The 18,861-nt window shown below is 61.2% G+C and carries 19 protein-coding genes; 7 read left to right on the top strand and 12 right to left on the bottom strand.

What is annotated here, in order from left to right:
- Positions 1 to 12: 12 nt before the first annotated feature.
- Entirely contained in the window at positions 13 to 492 is a 480-nt protein-coding gene (locus AC3WMV_RS20010; protein WP_003229203.1) for an RNA pyrophosphohydrolase, read from the bottom strand.
- A 143-nt stretch (positions 493 to 635) separates the two neighbouring features.
- On the opposite strand from AC3WMV_RS20010, the gene AC3WMV_RS20005 reads away from it, so the two are divergent.
- Positions 636 to 1,292 (top strand): histidinol-phosphatase, encoded by a 657-nt coding sequence (locus tag AC3WMV_RS20005; RefSeq protein WP_103369661.1) that lies wholly within the window; start codon positions 636 to 638, stop codon positions 1,290 to 1,292.
- A gap of 105 nt (positions 1,293 to 1,397) precedes the next feature.
- Here AC3WMV_RS20005 and AC3WMV_RS20000 read toward each other — a convergent pair whose 3' ends face one another.
- Both AC3WMV_RS20000 and ilvA read right to left on the bottom strand, forming a co-directional pair.
- The gene (locus AC3WMV_RS20000) at positions 1,398 to 1,823 is read right to left on the bottom strand and encodes a DUF2269 domain-containing protein (RefSeq protein ID WP_097088915.1); all 426 of its coding nucleotides are present in this window, start codon (positions 1,821 to 1,823) and stop codon (positions 1,398 to 1,400) included.
- A gap of 39 nt (positions 1,824 to 1,862) precedes the next feature.
- Complete coding sequence (gene ilvA / locus AC3WMV_RS19995) at positions 1,863 to 3,377, bottom strand: threonine ammonia-lyase, biosynthetic (protein ID WP_103369660.1); 1,515 nt, start codon at positions 3,375 to 3,377, stop codon at positions 1,863 to 1,865.
- Positions 3,378 to 3,523: 146 nt separating this feature from the next.
- Here ilvA and rpiA point away from each other — a divergent pair, with 146 nt between their 5' ends.
- On the top strand, positions 3,524 to 4,198 hold the full coding sequence (gene rpiA, locus AC3WMV_RS19990; RefSeq protein ID WP_007913886.1) for a ribose-5-phosphate isomerase RpiA: 675 nt from the start codon (positions 3,524 to 3,526) through the stop codon (positions 4,196 to 4,198).
- 146 nt (positions 4,199 to 4,344) lie between these two features.
- Here the strand turns inward: rpiA and AC3WMV_RS19985 are convergent, their stop codons facing one another.
- From AC3WMV_RS19985 to AC3WMV_RS19970, 4 genes are all read right to left on the bottom strand, one after another.
- Positions 4,345 to 5,262 (bottom strand): SdiA-regulated domain-containing protein, encoded by a 918-nt coding sequence (locus AC3WMV_RS19985; protein WP_103369659.1) that lies wholly within the window; start codon positions 5,260 to 5,262, stop codon positions 4,345 to 4,347.
- A 130-nt stretch (positions 5,263 to 5,392) separates the two neighbouring features.
- Positions 5,393 to 6,316 carry an SdiA-regulated domain-containing protein gene (locus AC3WMV_RS19980; RefSeq protein WP_103369658.1) on the bottom strand — a complete coding sequence of 308 codons (924 nt, stop codon included), beginning with the start codon at positions 6,314 to 6,316 and terminating at the stop codon, positions 5,393 to 5,395.
- A 301-nt stretch (positions 6,317 to 6,617) separates the two neighbouring features.
- Positions 6,618 to 7,283, bottom strand: coding sequence for a fumarylacetoacetate hydrolase family protein (locus tag AC3WMV_RS19975; protein WP_103369657.1), 666 nt, complete (start codon positions 7,281 to 7,283; stop codon positions 6,618 to 6,620).
- Positions 7,284 to 7,322: 39 nt separating this feature from the next.
- Positions 7,323 to 8,717, bottom strand: coding sequence for an FAD-binding oxidoreductase (locus tag AC3WMV_RS19970; RefSeq protein ID WP_103369656.1), 1,395 nt, complete (start codon positions 8,715 to 8,717; stop codon positions 7,323 to 7,325).
- A gap of 204 nt (positions 8,718 to 8,921) precedes the next feature.
- Between AC3WMV_RS19970 and serA the strand changes: the two genes are divergently transcribed.
- The gene (gene serA / locus AC3WMV_RS19965; protein ID WP_003229219.1) at positions 8,922 to 10,151 is read left to right on the top strand and encodes a phosphoglycerate dehydrogenase; all 1,230 of its coding nucleotides are present in this window, start codon (positions 8,922 to 8,924) and stop codon (positions 10,149 to 10,151) included.
- 62 nt (positions 10,152 to 10,213) lie between these two features.
- On the opposite strand, the gene AC3WMV_RS19960 is transcribed toward serA, so the two are convergent.
- A complete protein-coding gene (locus AC3WMV_RS19960) occupies positions 10,214 to 10,639 on the bottom strand; it encodes a DUF4399 domain-containing protein (RefSeq protein WP_027610528.1) in 426 nt (141 codons plus the stop codon).
- Positions 10,640 to 10,774: 135 nt separating this feature from the next.
- Here AC3WMV_RS19960 and AC3WMV_RS19955 point away from each other — a divergent pair, with 135 nt between their 5' ends.
- Positions 10,775 to 11,344: a transporter substrate-binding domain-containing protein gene (locus tag AC3WMV_RS19955; protein WP_103369655.1), complete on the top strand. Its 570-nt coding sequence runs from the start codon at positions 10,775 to 10,777 to the stop codon at positions 11,342 to 11,344.
- Between the two features lie 119 nt (positions 11,345 to 11,463).
- Here AC3WMV_RS19955 and AC3WMV_RS19950 read toward each other — a convergent pair whose 3' ends face one another.
- The gene (locus AC3WMV_RS19950; protein WP_103369654.1) at positions 11,464 to 11,949 is read right to left on the bottom strand and encodes a 2-thiouracil desulfurase family protein; all 486 of its coding nucleotides are present in this window, start codon (positions 11,947 to 11,949) and stop codon (positions 11,464 to 11,466) included.
- A gap of 1 nt (position 11,950) precedes the next feature.
- Positions 11,951 to 12,583, bottom strand: coding sequence for a 2OG-Fe(II) oxygenase (locus AC3WMV_RS19945; protein WP_103369653.1), 633 nt, complete (start codon positions 12,581 to 12,583; stop codon positions 11,951 to 11,953).
- Between the two features lie 108 nt (positions 12,584 to 12,691).
- On the opposite strand from AC3WMV_RS19945, the gene AC3WMV_RS19940 reads away from it, so the two are divergent.
- Positions 12,692 to 13,444 carry a DUF2059 domain-containing protein gene (locus tag AC3WMV_RS19940; RefSeq protein WP_103369652.1) on the top strand — a complete coding sequence of 251 codons (753 nt, stop codon included), beginning with the start codon at positions 12,692 to 12,694 and terminating at the stop codon, positions 13,442 to 13,444.
- Between the two features lie 103 nt (positions 13,445 to 13,547).
- On the opposite strand, the gene bipL is transcribed toward AC3WMV_RS19940, so the two are convergent.
- A complete protein-coding gene (gene bipL, locus AC3WMV_RS19935) occupies positions 13,548 to 14,495 on the bottom strand; it encodes a phospholipase BipL (protein ID WP_103369651.1) in 948 nt (315 codons plus the stop codon).
- 99 nt (positions 14,496 to 14,594) lie between these two features.
- Here bipL and AC3WMV_RS19930 point away from each other — a divergent pair, with 99 nt between their 5' ends.
- Positions 14,595 to 15,173 (top strand): DUF6436 domain-containing protein, encoded by a 579-nt coding sequence (locus AC3WMV_RS19930; RefSeq protein WP_097088900.1) that lies wholly within the window; start codon positions 14,595 to 14,597, stop codon positions 15,171 to 15,173.
- Between the two features lie 102 nt (positions 15,174 to 15,275).
- Positions 15,276 to 17,687: a penicillin acylase family protein gene (locus AC3WMV_RS19925; RefSeq protein WP_103369650.1), complete on the top strand. Its 2,412-nt coding sequence runs from the start codon at positions 15,276 to 15,278 to the stop codon at positions 17,685 to 17,687.
- A gap of 113 nt (positions 17,688 to 17,800) precedes the next feature.
- Here the strand turns inward: AC3WMV_RS19925 and AC3WMV_RS19920 are convergent, their stop codons facing one another.
- Entirely contained in the window at positions 17,801 to 18,766 is a 966-nt protein-coding gene (locus AC3WMV_RS19920; RefSeq protein WP_103369649.1) for a GlxA family transcriptional regulator, read from the bottom strand.
- Positions 18,767 to 18,861: the final 95 nt, after the last annotated feature.

Below are 18,861 nucleotides of genomic sequence, written 5' to 3'. Positions count from 1 at the left end.
CGAACTCCGTCGTCAGTCGCGCGCTAAAAGGCGCGGGGCAAGCTCTTTGAGGGCGCGTCGATACACCTCGCGCTTGAATGTCACCACCTGGCCCAACGGATACCAATAACTGACCCAGCGCCAGCCATCGAACTCCGGTTTACCGGTCAAATCCATCCGCACCCGCTGCTCGTTGGAGATCAGGCGCAGGAGAAACCATTTCTGCTTCTGGCCGATGCACAGCGGTTGGCTGTGGGTACGCACCAGACGTTGCGGCAAACGATAGCGCAACCAGCCCCGGGTACAGGCCAGTATTTCAACATCTTCACGTTCCAGGCCAACTTCTTCGTTCAGCTCGCGGTACAAGGCGTCTTCCGGCGTCTCCTCGGGGTTGATTCCCCCTTGTGGAAACTGCCAGGCATCTTGATTGATACGGCGAGCCCATAGCACCTGGCCGGCGTCATTCGTCAGAATGATCCCGACATTGGGGCGGAAACCATCGGGGTCGATCACGGCAACAACCTCGCAAACGCATGTCGCCGCATTGTTCCACAAAGCTTGATAAGGCGGCAACGAAGGTTCCTACCTTATGTGCACTCTTGTGAAAAGACCGTATTCTTGTCGCCTTTTTACTGACTTTTCAGCGGGTAACTGCAATGCGCCTGGCTCTATTCGATTTGGACAACACCCTTCTGGGCGGCGACAGCGATCACGCCTGGGGCGACTATCTGTGCGAACGCGGCTTCCTCGACCCGGTTGCATACAAGCAGCGCAACGACGAGTTCTACCAGGATTACCTGGCCGGCCAACTGGATAACGCCGCGTACCTGAACTTTTGCCTGGAAATCCTCGGTCGCACCGAAATGGCCGTGCTTGAGCAGTGGCATAACGATTACATGCGCGACTGCATTGAGCCGATCATGCTGCCCAAGGCGCTGGAACTGCTCAAACAGCACCGCGACGCCGGCGACAAACTGGTGATCATCACCGCCACCAACCGCTTCGTCACCGCGCCGATTGCGGTGCGCCTGGGCGTCGAAACCCTGATCGCCACCGAGTGCGAGATGATCGATGGCCGCTACACCGGGCGCAGCACCGACATTCCGTGCTTCCGCGAAGGCAAGGTGACGCGCCTGAATCGCTGGCTGGAGGAAACCGGGCATTCGCTGGATGACAGCTATTTCTACAGCGACTCGATGAATGACCTGCCGCTGCTGGAGCAGGTGGCGAACCCGGTGGCGGTTGACCCGGATCCGAATCTGCGGGCCGAGGCCGAGAAGCGGGGCTGGCCGGTGATTTCGTTGCGCGGCTGATTACGCCTTCGCGAGCAGGCTCGCTCCCACAGGGGATGGTGTTCACAACACAAATCCAATGTGGGAGGGGGCCTGCTCGCGATGGGGTCGACGCGGTCTCAAGCCTTAAACAGGCTTGGCGCCCATCAACCCGGCAATGGCGATAAAGCAGACAACACTGAACAACGCCAAGGCAAAAGTGAACCTGCCAACGCCGCCCGGCGCCTTGCGCAAGCGATTCAACCGCACCAGCAACCAGAACCACGCCAGCGCCGCCACGGTGTACAGCACGCTGGAGGCCAGCAGCCAGGTCTGCCCCAGCGGCCAGCCGACCAGATGCACCATGCCCCAGCCGGTGAACGGCATGCTCAACAACGCCAGGCCCATCAACAGCCAGATGAACACCCGTGGCCGTTGCAAGGTGCGGCTGCCAGCCGTTGCATCACCTTTGCGGCGCGCCAGAAAAACCCAGACTCCCAACCCGAGCGCACCAGCCAGCAATACTACAGTGGCGACCATGTGCGCGGCTTTCAGGGCAGTTAACGTTTCCATTGTTCGATTTCCTCAGGGCCTGCCCATCAGCGTAGCCGCTCAGCCAAGAAACAGCTGATAGGCCGGGTTCTCGCTTTCATCCCAGTACGGGTAGCCGATTTCTTCAAGTGCCGCCGGCACCAGATGACGCTCGTCATGCGGTACTTGCAGGCCTGCGACGACACGACCATCCGCCGCGCCATGATTGCGATAGTGGAACATCGAGATGTTCCAGCGCCCGCCGAGCTTGTTGAGAAAGTTGAACAGCGCGCCCGGACGTTCCGGGAATTCGAAGCGAAACACCACTTCGTCGATCACGTGCGCCGCGTGGCCGCCGACCATGTGGCGGATGTGCAACTTGGCCAATTCGTTATCGGTCAGGTCGAGTACCGGGAAGCCCTGCTCGGTCAGGCTCGCCAGCAGTGCGCTGCGCGGGTCGTTTTCCGGGTGAGTCTGCACGCCGACGAAGATGTGCGCTTCGCTGCCGGTGTTGTAGCGGTAGTTGAATTCGGTGATCTGGCGCTTGCCGATCGCTTCGCAAAACGCCTTGAAGCTGCCGGCCTGCTCCGGGATGGTCACGGCGATGATCGCTTCGCGACCCTCGCCCAGCTCGGCGCGCTCGGCGACGTGGCGCAGGCGATCGAAGTTGACGTTGGCCCCGGAGTCGATGGCGACGAAGGTCTGGCCACTGACGCCGCGCAACTCGACGTACTTCTTGATCCCGGCCACGCCCAAGGCGCCGGCAGGTTCGGTGATCGAGCGGGTATCGTCGTAAATATCCTTGATGGCCGCGCAGATCTCGTCGGTGCTGACGGTGATCACTTCGTCGACGTAATCCTTGCAGATGTCGAAGGTGTGCTGGCCGATCTGCGCCACGGCCACGCCGTCGGCGAAGATGCCTACGGTCGGCAGCACCACGCGCACGCCGGCGGCCATGGCCGCTTGCAGGCAGTTGGAGTCGTCCGGCTCGACGCCGATGACCTTGATGTCCGGACGCAGGTATTTCACGTACGCCGCAATACCGGCAATCAGCCCGCCGCCGCCGACCGGCACGAAGATCGCGTCCAGAGGTTGCGGGTGCTGACGCAGAATTTCCATCGCCACGGTGCCCTGCCCGGCAATGGTGTGGGGATCGTCGTACGGGTGGATGTAGACGTAGCCCTTTTCATCGACCAGTTTCAGCGAGTACGCCAAGGCTTCCGGGAACGAATCACCGTGCAGCACGACTTTGCCGCCGCGCGAACGCACGCCTTCGACCTTGATCTCCGGAGTAGTCTTGGGCATCACGATGGTCGCTTTCACGCCCAGCACTTTCGCCGCCAGCGCCAGACCCTGCGCATGGTTGCCCGCCGACGCGGTGACCACGCCACGGGCGCGCTCTTCGTCAGTCAGCTGGGTCAACTTGTTGTACGCGCCGCGAATCTTGAACGAGAACACCGGCTGCAAGTCTTCGCGCTTGAGCCAGATGTCATTGCCCAGCCGCTCGGAGAGCTGGCGAGCGTTCTGCAGCGGGGTTTCTACGGCAACGTCATAAACGCGCGAGGTGAGGATCTTTTTGACGTACTGTTCGAGCATCGGAAAGCATCACTGGCGATTGGGCGGGGCCGACGAGTCTAACCCGGCTTTTGCCCGTGCGACCACACGAATCAGGAGGTTTTAGCCCGGCTTGCGGCTATAATGCCGGCCTTTCCGAACTCACCTTGCCCGCTTCCGGAGCCCGCATGACCCAGGATCAACTCAAACAGGCAGTGGCTCAGGCCGCCGTCGACTTCATCCTTCCGAAACTCGACGACAAGAGCATCGTCGGGGTCGGCACCGGCTCCACCGCCAACTGCTTCATCGATGCACTGGCCCAGCACAAGGGCGCATTCGATGGCGCGGTTGCCAGCTCCGAAGCCACTGCGGCGCGCCTCAAGGGCCACGGGATTCCGGTGTATGAGCTGAACACCGTCAGCGACCTGGAGTTCTACGTCGACGGCGCCGACGAGAGCGACGCGCACCTGAACCTGATCAAGGGCGGCGGCGCGGCCCTGACCCGCGAGAAGATCGTCGCGGCCGTGGCCAAGACCTTCATCTGCATCGCCGACGCCAGCAAACTGGTGCCGGTGCTGGGCGAATTCCCGCTGCCGGTCGAAGTGATCCCGATGGCCCGCAGCCACGTCGCCCGCCAACTGGTGAAACTGGGCGGCGACCCGGTGTACCGCGAAGGCGTGCTGACCGACAACGGCAACATCATCCTCGACGTGTTCAACCTGCAGATCACCAACCCGGTGGAGCTGGAAGCGCAGATCAATGCGATCGTCGGCGTGGTCACCAATGGCCTGTTCGCGGCGCGTCCGGCGGATCTGCTGTTGTTGGGGACCAGCGAAGGTGTGAAGACGCTGAAGGCTGAGTAAGCCCGATCACCCACATTATGTGGGTAGATGAAATACCCTTGTAGGAGTGAGCCTGCTCGCGATAGCGGCCTGTCAGTTGATATTGATGTCGACTGACACACCGCTATCGCGAGCAGGCTCACTCCTACATTGATTTGAGGTGTAGGTCAGGGCTGGGTTGGCTTTTTGAAGACGTAAAACAGATTCGGCTCACTCACCAGATACAACGTCCCGTCGTCATCCATCGCAATGCCTTCGGCCTGCGGCACGCGCTTCTGCAAACCCTGGCGACCTTTGTTCAGCGACAGCGTGCTCAACGGCCGCCCGTCCACGTCCAGTTCCAGAATCAGCCCCGACTCGTCGGACAGCGCCAGCAAATGGCCGCTGCGCTCGTCGTATTGCAGGCTCGACAGATCGCGCACGAACATCCCGGCATCGCGCTTGGGGTTGTTGATCACGTGCACCGCGTAGGACTTTTCCGGATTGAAGTGCGGAAATCCGTGCACTTCATAAATCAGCATCGGATCGCGCTCCTTGGCGACGAACAGACGCTTGCCCACTGAGTCGTACGCCAGGCCTTCGAAGCCCTTGTTGCCGCTCATGTGCACGCCCAGAGTCATCTGTTCAGCGTCCGCCGCATCAAGGAACGTGGTGTCCCGCTCAAGATGAACCTTGATCAGGCGTTGCTGGCGCTCGTCGGTGATCACATAGGTGTCGGCGCTGATGAACTCCACCGCTTCAGGATCGCCGAAGCCGATCAGCGCGATGCGCCGCAGGATTTTGCCGTCGAGGGACAACTCGACCAGCTCGGCATTCTTGTTGGTCACGGTGAACAGGCTTTTGCGCACCGGATCGTAGGTCAGCGCCGAGACATCGTCGTTCAGGCCGTCGATGACCCTGGCCTCGACCTCGACCCGGTATTGATCCAGACCAATGGCCTCGCTGCTCAACGGCTGCCACAAGGTATGCAGATTGAACCAGGCGCGCTCGAACAGGCGCAGGTATTGGCCGATCGCGATCAACACGATCAGGACAACAACCGACAGGATGATAAACAGGGGCTTGGGGCGGGCAAGTCGACGCATTCAGGCAGGCTCGGGATCAAAACAGGCGGATGAAATATCACGCCTGTCTGAACTGAAGCTTAATGGCCACTTGCCTCAGGCCACAAGACAACCCTGCGGCAGCTCCTACATGAGGATTAGTGAAAGGTGGTTATTTCTGCTTTTCGAAGCGATAGAACAGGTTCGGCTCGCTGACCATGTACAGCGTACCGGCGTCGTCCATGGTCACGCCTTCGGCGCGGGGGATGGTGTCCTTCAAACCATTGAAGCCGCCAAGCAGGGTCATGAAGCTGACCTGCTCGCCCTTCTCGTCCAGTTCCAGCAACAGGTGCGAGTCGGCCGATAGCACCAGGGTGTGGCCGGTACGCGGGTCGATCGCCAGCGCCGACAGGTTGCGGATATCCAGTTCATCGCTGGCCAGCTTCTGCTTGTCGCCCTTGAGGATCTGGCTGCCGTCGCTCTTCCAGGTAAACAGCGCCGGCGGACGCTCTTCGCCCAGCAGTAGCTGTTGATTGTGCGGATCCCAAGTGATTGCTTCGAATGCCTTGTTCTGGTTTTTCGACGGACCGAGATCGTATTTCGGGAAGTCGGCGATATTCAGCTCGCGGGTGTTGGCATCGACCTTGACGATGGTCAGCAGGTGTTCGCGCTCATCGACGATCGCCATCAGGCCGTTTTCCATCACGGTCACGCCCTCCGGATTGCTCCAGCCCACCAGCGGCATCTTGCGCAGCACATCACCCTTCAGGGTCAGTTCGACCAGAAACGGATTCTTGCCCATCACCGAAAACAGGGTTTTGGTCTGCGGGTTGTAGGACAGGTCCGAGGCCTCGTCCTTTTCCATGCCCGGCAGCAGTTTGCCGTCGATCACCGCCCGATAGTCCGGCAGCCAGATACTCGCCTTTTGCTCGGTCTGGCTCTCGAAGCGCTCGCGCAGCCACAGCAGGCCACGGTCGTCCCAGTGCATGGCAAACGCCAGGCCATACGCGGCGGCAAGCACCAGCAACAGCCAGACATACCAGCGCAGGGCGAAACGTGAGCGACGAGGAGGATTGAGCTGAGTGTGAGCTGACATCAGGGGCGCGTTCCGAAAATTCAGGCTAAGGGTAATAGCACAAAGAGGCCGGCTCAGACGCCAGAATGCGAGGAATTATCCGGACAGGATGTGAAAAAAACGGCAAATGGCGGGATTGGCGTGTGCCGCCAACCTTCTTCAGGACACCACAAAGCGAGGTGGGAGCGGGCACTGTGGTGAGGGGATTTATCCCCGATGGGCTGCGAAGCGGCCCCAAAAACTGGGACTGCTGCGCAGGCCATCGGGGATAAATCCCCTCACCACAACAGGCTCGCTGCCACAGGGTGTTACGGTTTCGCGGTTAGCGAACGCTGCTGCTGAAGCTGCTCGCGCCAACCAGTTCCAGCACGATGTCATCGCCGACATTCAGCGGACCGACGCCCACTGGCGTGCCGGTGAGGATCACGTCGCCGGCCTGCAGCGAGAAGCAGCCGGCCATGTGCTGGATCATCGGCACGATCGGGTTGAGCATGGCGCTGCTGTTGCCGTCCTGGCGCACTTCACCGTTGATGGTCAGGCGAATGCCGATGTCGGTCAGATCAGAGAAAGTGCTGCCAACCACGAACGGGGCAATCACCGCCGCGCCGTCGAACGACTTGGCGATTTCCCATGGCAGGCCCTTGGACTTGAGTTCGGCCTGCTTGTCGCGCAAGGTCAGATCCAGCGCCGGGGCGAAACCGGAGATCGCATCCAGCACTTCTTCGCGGCTCGGCTTGGTCGACAGCGGCTTGCCGATCAACACGGCGATTTCCGCTTCGTAGTGCACCGAACCGCGCTCGGTCGGAATGCTGAAACCGCCTTCCAGCGGCACCACGCAACTGCCCGGTTTGATGAACAGCAACGGCTCGGTAGGCACCGGGTTGTCCAGTTCCTTGGCGTGTTCGGCGTAATTACGGCCAATGCACACCACTTTCCCGATCGGGAAGTGAATGCGCGTGCCGTCGACGTACTGGTGCTGATAGCTCATTTACCGACTCCTGCCTTCATTGATTCAGGGGATTGCCAATCAAACCGCGAAGATCTTGCCCGGGTTCATGATGCCGTTCGGGTCGAACACCGCTTTGACCGCTTTCATGTACTCGATTTCGACCGGAGAACGGCTGTAGGTCAAGTAGTCGCGCTTGGTCATGCCCACGCCGTGCTCGGCGGAGATCGAACCGTTGTACTTCTCGACGGTTTCGAACACCCACTTGTTGACGGTCGCGCACTTGGCGAAGAACTCGTCCTTGCTCAGATTATCCGGCTTGAGAATGTTCAGGTGCAGGTTGCCGTCGCCGATATGGCCGAACCAGACGATTTCGAAGTCCGGGTAGTATTCGCCGACGATCGCGTCGATTTCCTGCAGGAATGCCGGGACTTTCGACACGGTGACCGAGATGTCGTTCTTGTACGGCGTCCAGTGCGAGATGGTCTCGGAGATGTACTCGCGCAGCTTCCACAGGTTCTGCAGCTGGGTTTCGCTCTGGCTCATCACACCGTCCAGCACCCAACCCTGCTCAACGCAGTGCTCGAAGGTTTCCAGCGCCGTGTTGGCTACTTCTTCGCTGGTCGCCTCGAATTCCAGCAGCGCGTAGAACGGGCACTCGGTGTCGAACGGCGCCGGCACATCGCCACGGCCCAGTACTTTGGCCAGGGCCTTGTCGGAGAAGAATTCGAACGCGGTCAGATCAAGCTTGCCCTGGAAGGCGTGCAGCACCGGCATGATCGAGTCGAAGTCGGCAGTGCCGAGCACCATGGCGGTGAGGTTTTTCGGCGCGCGATCCAGACGCATGGTCGCTTCGACCACAAAGCCGAGGGTGCCTTCGGCGCCGATGAACAACTGGCGCAGGTCGTAACCGGTAGCGTTCTTGATCAGGTCCTTGTTCAGCTCCAGCACATCGCCCTTGCCGGTAACCACTTTCAGGCCGGCGACCCAGTTACGGGTCATGCCGTAGCGAATCACCTTGATCCCGCCGGCATTGGTGCCGATATTGCCGCCAATCTGACTGGAACCGGCGGAAGCGAAGTCCACTGGGTAATACAGGCCGTTTTCTTCGGCGACGTTCTGCAACTGCTCGGTGACCACGCCCGGCTGACACACGGCGGTGCGGTCAGTGAGGTTCACGTCGAGAATCTGGTTCATGTAGTCGAACGAGACGACCACTTCGCCATTCGCGGCGACGGCGGCGGCGGACAGCCCGGTGCGCCCGCCCGACGGTACCAGCGCCACTTTGTGGGTATTGGCCCAACGGACGATCGCCTGCACCTGTTCGATGGTCTTGGGGAATACAATGGCGCACGGCGCGGGCGCGAAGTGCTTGGTCCAATCCTTGCCGTACGCGTTCAGGGAGTCGGCGTCGGTCAGGACCTTGCCAAGCTCGACCAGGGTCTTCAGTTCATCAATCAGGGCAGGATTGGTCATCGACAGAACTCTCGAACAATTCATGGTCATCCTGAAGACGCTTCACGTCGCAGGAATGAGTGTTTAGCGGGGTGGCTATGCTAGCATACCGACCCCGCAGGCCAGTGCCCAAGGCCAGTTCTGCGGTGACGGCTTTCTTGTCGTCCAGGTCAATGTCTGTTGACCATTTCCTGCCATTTTTCTCCGGGATACAGGTTTACGCAGATGAGCAAGACTTCTCTCGATAAGAGCAAGATCAAGTTCCTTCTTCTCGAAGGCGTCCACCAATCGGCTGTCGACGTCCTCAAGGCGGCGGGCTACACCAGCATCGAATACCTGACAGGCTCCTTGCCGGAAGCCGAGCTCAAGGAAAAGATCGCTGACGCTCACTTCATCGGCATTCGTTCGCGCACCCAACTGACCGAAGAGATCTTCGATCACGCGAAGAAGCTGGTCGCGGTCGGCTGTTTCTGCATCGGCACCAACCAGGTTGACCTGAGTGCTGCCCGCGAGCGCGGTATCGCCGTGTTCAACGCGCCGTACTCCAACACCCGCTCCGTCGCGGAACTGGTGCTGGCCGAAGCGATCCTGCTGCTGCGCGGCATCCCTGAGAAAAACGCTTCCTGCCACCGTGGCGGCTGGATCAAGTCCGCAGCCAACTCCTTCGAGATCCGTGGCAAGAAACTCGGCATCGTCGGCTACGGCTCGATCGGTACTCAGCTGTCGGTTCTGGCGGAAGGCTTAGGGATGCAGGTGTTCTTCTACGACACCGTGACCAAGCTGCCGCTGGGCAACGCCACTCAGGTCGGCAACCTGCACGAGCTGCTGGGCATGTCCGACATCGTCACCCTGCACGTTCCGGAAACCGCTGCGACCCAGTGGATGATCGGCGAGAAGGAAATCCGCGCCATCAAGAAGGGCGGCATCCTGATCAACGCCGCGCGCGGCACCGTGGTCGAGCTGGACGCCCTGGCGGACGCGATCAAGGACAAGCACCTGATCGGCGCGGCCATCGACGTGTTCCCGGTGGAGCCTCGCTCCAACGACGAAGAGTTCGAAAGCCCGCTGCGTGGCCTGGACAACGTGATCCTGACCCCGCACATCGGTGGTTCGACTGCCGAAGCACAAGCCAACATCGGTCTGGAAGTGGCGGAAAAACTGGTCAAGTACAGCGACAACGGTACTTCGGTGTCGTCGGTAAACTTCCCGGAAGTGGCCCTGCCGGCCCACCCTGGCAAGCACCGCCTGCTGCACATCCACGAGAACATCCCGGGTGTGATGAGCGAGATCAACAAGGTCTTCGCCGAAAACGGTATCAACATCTCCGGTCAGTTCCTGCAGACCAACGAGAAAGTCGGTTACGTGGTGATCGACGTCGACGCCGAGTACTCGGAGCTGGCGCAAGAGAAGCTGCAACACGTCAACGGTACTATCCGTAGCCGCGTGTTGTTCTGACCCGACGCTGAGCGACAAAAAAAGGGAGCCTTCGGGCTCCCTTTTTCATGCGTGCGAAAACGTCATTCGACGTTGACGGTGATCTTTTTCGACACGATCGGCGGATCGAACGCCATGTGGCCGCTGTCGCCCAGCTCCAGTTGCAAGGTGTGCTTGCCCGGGGCCAGTTTGATTGTGGCCTCGGTTTGCGCCTTGCCGAAGTGCATATGGTTGGCGTCGGTCGGCACGACGGAACCGGCCGGAACGATTTCCTTGGCATCAATCAGCAGGTGATGGTGCCCGGTGTTCTTGGTGACGTCACCGGCGGGTGCCAGCGCAACGTCCTTGACCCCGAACTTGACCTTGAACTCCTGAGAAACCGTGGCCCCGTCTTCGGGAGAAACGATGAACACTTCGGCGCCCTTGGGTGCCGGGGTCGCTGCACTGGCCAGCACTGAAACACCCATCAACAGGCCAGCCAAGGCTGCTCGTGACATAAACGTTTTCATTCTCTTCTCCAGTTTTTCCGTAAAATCCGCGCGGTCATGACAACTTCATGACCATTCGTTGTCGAAGGCACTCGACAACCATAGCAAAGCGAGCCTGACTCAGAGCATCGCAATAATGATTTCAAAGGAGTGACCATGCGCTTTCTGCCTGGCCTGATCTGCCTGCTACCCCTTCTGAGCCCTCTGGCTCACGCCGAACTGATTGATGACGTCAACGACCGTGGCGAGTTGCGCATTGCCCTTGAGGCTAATACACCGCCCTTCAATTTCAAGGATGGCGACACACTCACGGGGTTCGAGGTCGAGCTTGGGCAACTGCTGGCCAACGAGCTGGATGTGCGCGCCGACTTCATCGTCACCGACGAAGCCGACCTGCTCCAGGGCGTTGAAAGCGGCAAGTACGACGTTGCGCTCAACCACATAGCACTGACACCTGAACTCAAGGATCGTTTCGACGTCAGCGAGCCTTACGGCAAGGTCGATTCGCAGCTGCTGGCGAAGAAGGATGAGCAGCCTCGACCGATGGTGCTGGTACAGGCGCTGACCGAGGAGAAGCCGAAGACGGCGGTGCCGGTGGAGTTGGCGATTCCGTTTCAGAAGGGTAATCCGGCGTTTCAGGCGAGCCTTGCGGGTGCATTGCAGCGGATCAAGGCGGATGGGCGGTTGGCGGCGTTGTCCGAGAAGTGGTTCACCGAACCTAAATGAACACACAAACCCTGTAGGAGTGAGCCTGCTCGCGATAGCGGTCTGTCAGTCATTCACTCATGTGCTGATAGACCGCTATCGCGAGCAGGCTCACTCCTACAGGGGTCTACGGTTGGCTTTCAGTTGAGGTGGGTCAGGGCGATTGCGGCCTCAGACAATTCGAGCTCGCTGAAGACCTGCACACCATGGCGCTTGAGCAATGCTGCCGTCACGCCTTCGCCAGAGACTTTGACGCCACTGAACGTCCCGTCATAGGTCAGCAAATTCCCGCAAGAAGGACTGTTGGCCTTGAGCACCGCCACGCGGATGCCGTGCTTTTGCACCAGCGCCAGCGCCTGCCGCGCACCATCGAGAAACTGCGCGCTGACGTCCTCGCCCTCGGTGGTGATCACCGCCGCCTTGCCATCGAGCACTTCGGCGCCCTGCCCGCCGGGGATTTCCGCCGCAGCACGCGGGGTTGGCAAACCGCCAGCTACCTCTGGACACAGCGGTACCACGCGGCCCTCGGCGATCCACTGTTCGAGCAGATCGAACGGCCCGCTGGCCCCGCCGTCGTAACGCACGTGGTGGCCCAACAGGCAGCGGCTGACCAGAATCTTCTGCATATCAGAACGGCTCGTTGCCACGGCGGCGGAACCAGCCGGTCAGCGACAGGCGTTCGCGGTGCGCCGGCAGCACTTCATGCGGCACCTCACCGGAGAGGAACACCACCAGACAGCCGCCGGTGGGTTGCACATCGTGGACCCGGTCTTCGTCCAGATACATGCGCAACTGACCGCCGTCTTCCGGCAGCCACGCGTCATTGAGATAGACCACCGCCGAAACCATGCGCCGGTCATCGTCGCGAAAACGGTCGACGTGCTTGCGGTAAAACGCGCCCGGCGGATACAGGGCGAAGTGGCACTCGAAATCCTCGAGCCCGAGGAACAGCCCGCGATTGAGCGCCTCGCGCAGGCTTTCCATCAGGTTCAGATAACGGTCGCTGGCTTCGGCCTGGCCCGGGTCGATCCACTGGATGTGGTCGCCACGAATACCCTCGCGAATCTCTGAAAACGGCCCACGGCCTACCGCCGCCGGCGCCAGTTCACCCTCGGCCTCACGTTTGCGGCACTCGGCCGCCAGCTCACGGGTCAAACCTGCGGGCAGGAAAATGTTCTGCTGCGACCAGCCGTGTTCGGCCAGGTCGTCGACGATGCGTAACAGCAGCGGGTGTTCAGAGGATATTTGCATGGCGCGCATAGTATGCCGGCGGCAGGAAATCCGACAGAGCCACGCAGCGGCTTGCTACGAATTCTCGACAAGTACCGGCACCGCACGGAGAATAGTCCGCTGCTGACAGGAGTCCCTATGCGCCGTTTGCTTTTTTCACTGTTGATGTTCTGCGTTTTGCCCGCCTGGGCGGACGGCCACGATCAGTTGTACAAGATCGCCGGCTGGCCAGATCAACGTGCGCATTTCAATGATGCCCTGAGTGCCGCGCAGCAGCGCTACCAGAACAACCTGCCGCCGGCGGTGTTTCAAGCCCTGGTCAACAACAGCAACCAGCGCTTCGCCCCCCAGGCGATGGATCAGCGTGCCGAAGCGCAACTGCGCCAGCACCTTGCCGATCCACAACCGGCGCTGACTTTCTTCCAGTCACCGCTGGGCAAGAAAATCGTCGCCGCTGAATTACTCGCCACCCGTCGCGATCAACTGGCGAAGAACGCCAAGGGCCTGCCGAAGATGCAGGCCAGCGACAGCCGCCTGCTGATCATCGGCCATCTGGCCCAGGCCCTGCCCGCCCGCGAGGCCGGCGCGGAAGTCAGCCTGGCGATTGCCGGGGTGGCGGCGGACAGTCTGAGTTCGATGATCCCCGGCCTGCTCGGCGGCGGTCAGGCGCAAGGCATGTTGAACGGTCAGCGCCAGCGTTTGATGGAGCAGATCGGCGCCGATTTGAACAACACGCTGCTCTACGTTTATCGCGATCTGTCGGATGCCGAACTGGAGCAGTTCGCGACCTTCGCCGAGTCCAGCGAGGGCAAGGCGTATTACCAGGCGGCGCTGGCGGCGATCCGGGCGGGGTTGGCGGTGGGGCAAAGCTCCTCGAACCACAGCCAGTAATCTTTATCGCCTTTCAGACCGCCATCGCGAGCAGGCTCACTCCTACAGGAGACCGCGATCAATTGTAGGAGTGAGCCTGCTCGCGATAAGGCCCTCGAAGACGCTAGAGATTCCGCCCCCTGATCCGCTTGTTCAGAAACTCGAAATACTCCTCGCGCATTTCCAGCGTCTCGTTCGCCAGATGATGCCGCGCCTCTGGCAGCAGCAGAATCTGTGGCCGGTCGAACTTCCACTTCAGCACCTGCAAGTTATGCTGCCAGTCCACGGTCATGTCCGCCTGCCCCTGAATGATCAGCGGCCGTCGCGGACTTTTTTTCGCGTGTTCCACACGGATGATCCAGCGCGACAGCGCACCGACCCACGCGGTCGGCAAGCGTTTGGGCTGTAACGGATCGGTCTGCAGGAACGGCAGGAAATCCGGGTCGTTGGAGTTCTCGCTGAAGCGCCGGGCGATGCCCCGCACGAAAGGCCTCAGCAGGTAATAACTGAGCTGCGACCAGCCCCAGGCGCGCGGACGCACCAGCGGCGCCAGCAGAATCAACTGACCCTGCGCCGGACTGTTCTCGCCATGATTGAGCACGTGGTCGACGACGATCGCGCCGCCAGTGCTTTGCCCGCACAGGTGCCAGGGCTGCGGCAGGGCAATCGAACGGGCTTCAGCGAACAACGCCTGCAAGGCGTCCTGGTATTCGGAGAAGTCGCGAATGCTCGCCCGCGGCCCACTCGACAAACCATGACCCGGCAAGTCGCAGGCGATGACGGCAAAATCCTGATCCAGCGCCCACTCGATCACATGTCGATACAGCCCGGTGTGATCGTAAAAACCGTGCAGCAGAAACAGCGTGCCCTTGACCTTCTCCGGCCACCAGCAATGGCTGACCAGCTCATAACCGTCCACTTCGAACCGGCCCATGCCGCGCCAGACATCGCGCTCGGGGAAGTCGGTCTGATAGAACCGCTGATACGCCTTGGCTTCGTCCGACAACGGCTGCCACTGGGCCAAAGGCTTGAGGCTGGCGCGTAAATGATCGGCATCGAAAGTGTCAGGCATGCAGGTATTCCAAAGCGGTAAACAGACTTTATCGGCCTGCGATATTCATCTGTTGCGGCAAGCATGGCAAGCTAGCCCACCTTCGAGGATCGAAAAACCATGCGCTCGCCCTACCGCACCGCACTGTTTGCCAGCCTGCTCGCGCTTGTGTGTGCCGGGGTGCTGTGGGCGGCGTACGACTGGTTTCAGGGACGCTATCTGCGCGCGTTCAGTCAGCACACCGCGGTGTTTTCCGGTGATCCGTTGCGCCTGCCGGATGAGCTGGCCGGCCCCGGCAAAATCCGTCTCGTGCACTTCTGGGACCCGGCCTGCCCGTGCAACGTCGGCAATCAACAGCACCTGACCGAGATGGTCGAGCAGTACGGCGCGCGCGGTGTGGAATTCTTCGCCGTGCAGCGCGCCGGCTCCCACGGCCAGTTACCCGCCACCCTGAGCAATCTGAAAACCATCGCGGTATTGCCCGGTTCCGAGCAGATCCCGGCCAGCCCCGCCGTGGCGATCTGGGATCGCAGCGGCAAACTGGCGTACTTCGGCCCCTACAGCGAAGGGCTGACCTGCAACTCCAGCAACAGTTTTATCGAACCGATCCTCAATGCCCTGACCGAAGATCGCCCGGTCAACGCCACGCACACCCTGGCGGTCGGTTGTTATTGCCCGTGGCCGGTGCTGGCGCAGTAAGGCATTCCGGACTTTTCGAGGACAGCGATGCACGGCACGGAAGGTCTGTGCTAATTGTTTGCAGCCCGACGGGCGGCAATCCCGCATGCACAAGGAGTCACCATGAAACGCGTCTTCACCGTTCTTGCCTTGCTCATCGTTGTCCTGCTCGCCGGAGTCGGCGGGTACGTCTATAGCAAGCAACCGACGCGTCAGGGCCAGGTAGAGCTGCGCAATCTGCAAGGTTCGGTGACCGTGCGCTATGACGAACGCGGGGTGCCGCATATTCGTGCCGAGAACGAAACCGATCTGTATCGCGCCCTCGGCTACGTGCACGCTCAAGACCGACTGTTCCAGATGGAAGCCATGCGCCGCCTCGCGCGTGGCGAACTGGCAGAAGTGCTCGGGCCGAAGCTGCTCGACACCGACAAACTGTTTCGCAGCCTGCGCATCCGTGAACGCGCCGCCCGTTATGTCTCCAGTCTCGATAAACAGTCACCCGCGTGGAAGGCCCTGCAAGCCTATCTGGACGGCATCAACCAATATCAGGACAGCCACGTCGCGCCGATCGAGTTCGACGTGCTGGGCATCCCCAAGCGGCCGTTCACCGCCGAAGACAGCATCAGCGTCGCCGGTTACATGGCCTACAGCTTCGCCGCGGCGTTTCGCACCGAGCCACTGCTGACCTACGTGCGCGATCAACTCGGCGCTGATTACCTCAATGTTTTCGACCTCGACTGGCAGCCCAAAGGCGTGCTCGTCAAAGGTCAGGCCAAGAAGTCGCCGACCCTCGCCGCCGGTGACTGGCAAGACCTCAACGCCCTCGCCCGCCTCAGCGAGCAGGCGCTGATTGAAAACGGCCTGCCGCAATTCGAAGGCAGCAACGCCTGGGTGATCGCCGGCAGCCGTAGCCAGAGCGGCAAACCGCTGTTGGCTGGTGACCCGCACATTCGCTTCTCGGTGCCGTCGGTGTGGTACGAGGCGCAACTGTCGGCACCGGGCTTTGAGCTCTACGGCCATCATCAGGCGCTGGTGCCGTTCGCATTCCTGGGGCACAACCTGGATTTCGGCTGGAGCCTGACCATGTTCCAGAACGACGATCTGGATCTGATCGCCGAGAAGGTCAACCCGGACAACCCGAATCAGGTCTGGTATCACGGCCAGTGGACCGATCTGGTCAGCACCCAGCAGCAGATCGCGGTGAAGGGCCAGGCGCCGGTGACGCTGACCTTGCGCCAGTCGCCCCACGGCCCGATCGTCAACGACGTCCTCGGCACTGCCGCCGGTAAAACGCCGATCGCCATGTGGTGGGCGTTTCTCGAAACGCCGAACCCGATCCTCGAAGGTTTCTACCAGCTCAACCGCGCCGACACCCTGGCCAAGGCCCGTGCGGCGGCAGCCAAGGTGCAGGCGCCGGGGCTGAACATCGTCTACGCCAACGCCAAGGGTGACATTGCATGGTGGGCCTCGGCGCTGTTGCCGAAACGCCCGACGGGCGTGCGCCCGGAGTTCATTCTCGACGGCAGCGGCAATCAGGCGGACAAGGACGGCTACTACCCGTTCAGCGCCAACCCGCAGGAAGAAAATCCGGCGCGCGGCTACATCGTCTCGGCCAACTTCCAGCCGCTGTCGCCGACCGGGATGGAAATCCCCGGTTACTACAACCTCGCCGATCGCGGCCAGCAGCTCAACCGCCAGCTCAGCGACAAGAGCCTGAAGTGGAGCAACGAGGCCAACCAGAAGCTGCAACTGGGCACCACCACCGCCTACGGCCCGCGCACCCTGGCGCCGTTGCTGCCGGTGTTGCGTGAAGTGGTGAGTGATCCGGCGCAACTGAAACTGGTCGAGCAACTGGCGCAGTGGCAAGGCGACTATCCGCTGGATTCGGTCAACGCCACAGTGTTCAACCAGTTCCTCTACGATCTCGCCGATGCGGCGATGCGTGATGAGCTGGGCAACGATTTCTTCGAAACGCTGTTGTCGACCCGGGTGATCGACGCGGCCCTGCCGCGCCTGGCGGCGAACGCGGACTCACCGTGGTGGGACAACCGCAACACGCCGAACAAGGAAACCCGCGCCGACGTAGTCAAAGCGGCGTGGCAGGCGAGCATGACGCACCTGAAACAGACCCTCGGCGACAATCCGTCCGACTGGCAATGGGGCACGGCGCACACCCTGACCCACGGTCATCCGCTGGGTCAGCAGAAGCCGCTGGACCGCATCGTCAATGTCGGGCCGTTCGCTGCGCCCGGCAGTCATGAAGTGCCGAACAATCTCTCGGCCAAGCTCGGCCCGGCGCCGTGGCCGGTGACCTATGGGCCTTCGACGCGGCGCCTGGTGGATTTCGCCGACCCGGCGCACAGCCTGACCATCAACCCGGTCGGCCAGAGCGGCGTGCCGTTCGACAGCCACTATGACGATCAGGCCGAAGAGTACGTCGAGGGGATGTATGTGCAGGCGCACTTCAGCGAGGAAGAGGTGACGGCCAATACTCGCAGTACCTTGAAGCTGTTGCCGGCAAGGTCTGCGCAATAGTTCTCGGTTAGCCGGACGGGCCCTATCGCGAGCAGGCTCACTCCTACAGGTAACGCATTCCAATTGTAGGAGTGAGCCTGCTCGCGATCGGGCCCGCCAACTCAACACATCTCTCAGAGCATCAACGCAAAATTCAGCCGAAACTGCTGTGGTGTCACCCCCAACCGCCGATTGAACACACTGCGCATATGCTGCGCATCGCGAAACCCGCACTGATAGGCCACGGTTTTCAGTGGCGCCGTGGTGCTTTCCAGCAGCACCCGCGCCGCATCCACTCGCGCACTTTCGACGAACTCCGCCGGGGTGACCCGGGCTTCGCGAGCGAACACCCGGGAGAAGTTGCGCGCACTCATGTTCGCCGCATTCGCCAGATCGGCAATCGTCAGATCCCCGGTGAGGTTGGCCAGCACATATAACTGCACCATCGCCACCGCCGACGTCGGCTCCGCGTGCGGCGTGAGGAACGGGCTGAACTGCGATTGCCCGCCAGAACGCTGGGTGAATACCACCAGCCGCTTGGCCACACTCAGCGCCACTTCAGCGCCGTGATCGCGGGCCAACAGGTACAACGACAGATCGATCCCGGCGGTGACCCCGGCCGAGGTGTAGAGCGCACCGTCTTCGACGTACAGGCGATCGGCCTCGACTCGGGTCGATGGACACAACTGTGCCAAGGCTTCGGCATCGTTCCAGTGGGTGGTCACGGTGCGCCCTTCCAGCAGTCCCGCCCGCGCCAGCATGAACGCGCCGTTGCAGATCGAGCCAAAGCGCCGGGCACGGGTGCAGGCCTCGCGCAGCCAGGTGTCGAAAGGCTTGCCGAAATCCATGAACGGTAACTGCGGCCCGCCGGCCACCAGCAGCAGGTCATAAGCATCGTGCGCTTCGCTGAAGTGTCGGTGAGCGCTGAGGTTCAGGCCATTGGAGCAAGCCATCGGCCCACGTTCGAGGCCGATCACCTCCAGCTGGTAGTGATCCTCGGGCGGCAGAAACCGGTTGGCCTCGGCGAACACATCCATCGGCCCGCTGACATCCAGCGCCTGCACGCCGGGGAACACCACGATGGCGACGGTTTTGTTCATGAGCCTCCAATGTCCTCAATGCCTGTGGCAAACACAAATCCCTGTGGGAGCGGGCTTGCTCGCGAAAGCGGTGTGTCATTCAACAGGTAAGTTGA

The organism is Pseudomonas sp. FW305-3-2-15-E-TSA4 (assembly GCF_058787295.1).
Note: the sequence above shows the minus strand (reverse complement) of the source record. Positions and strands in the feature narration are given on the sequence as shown.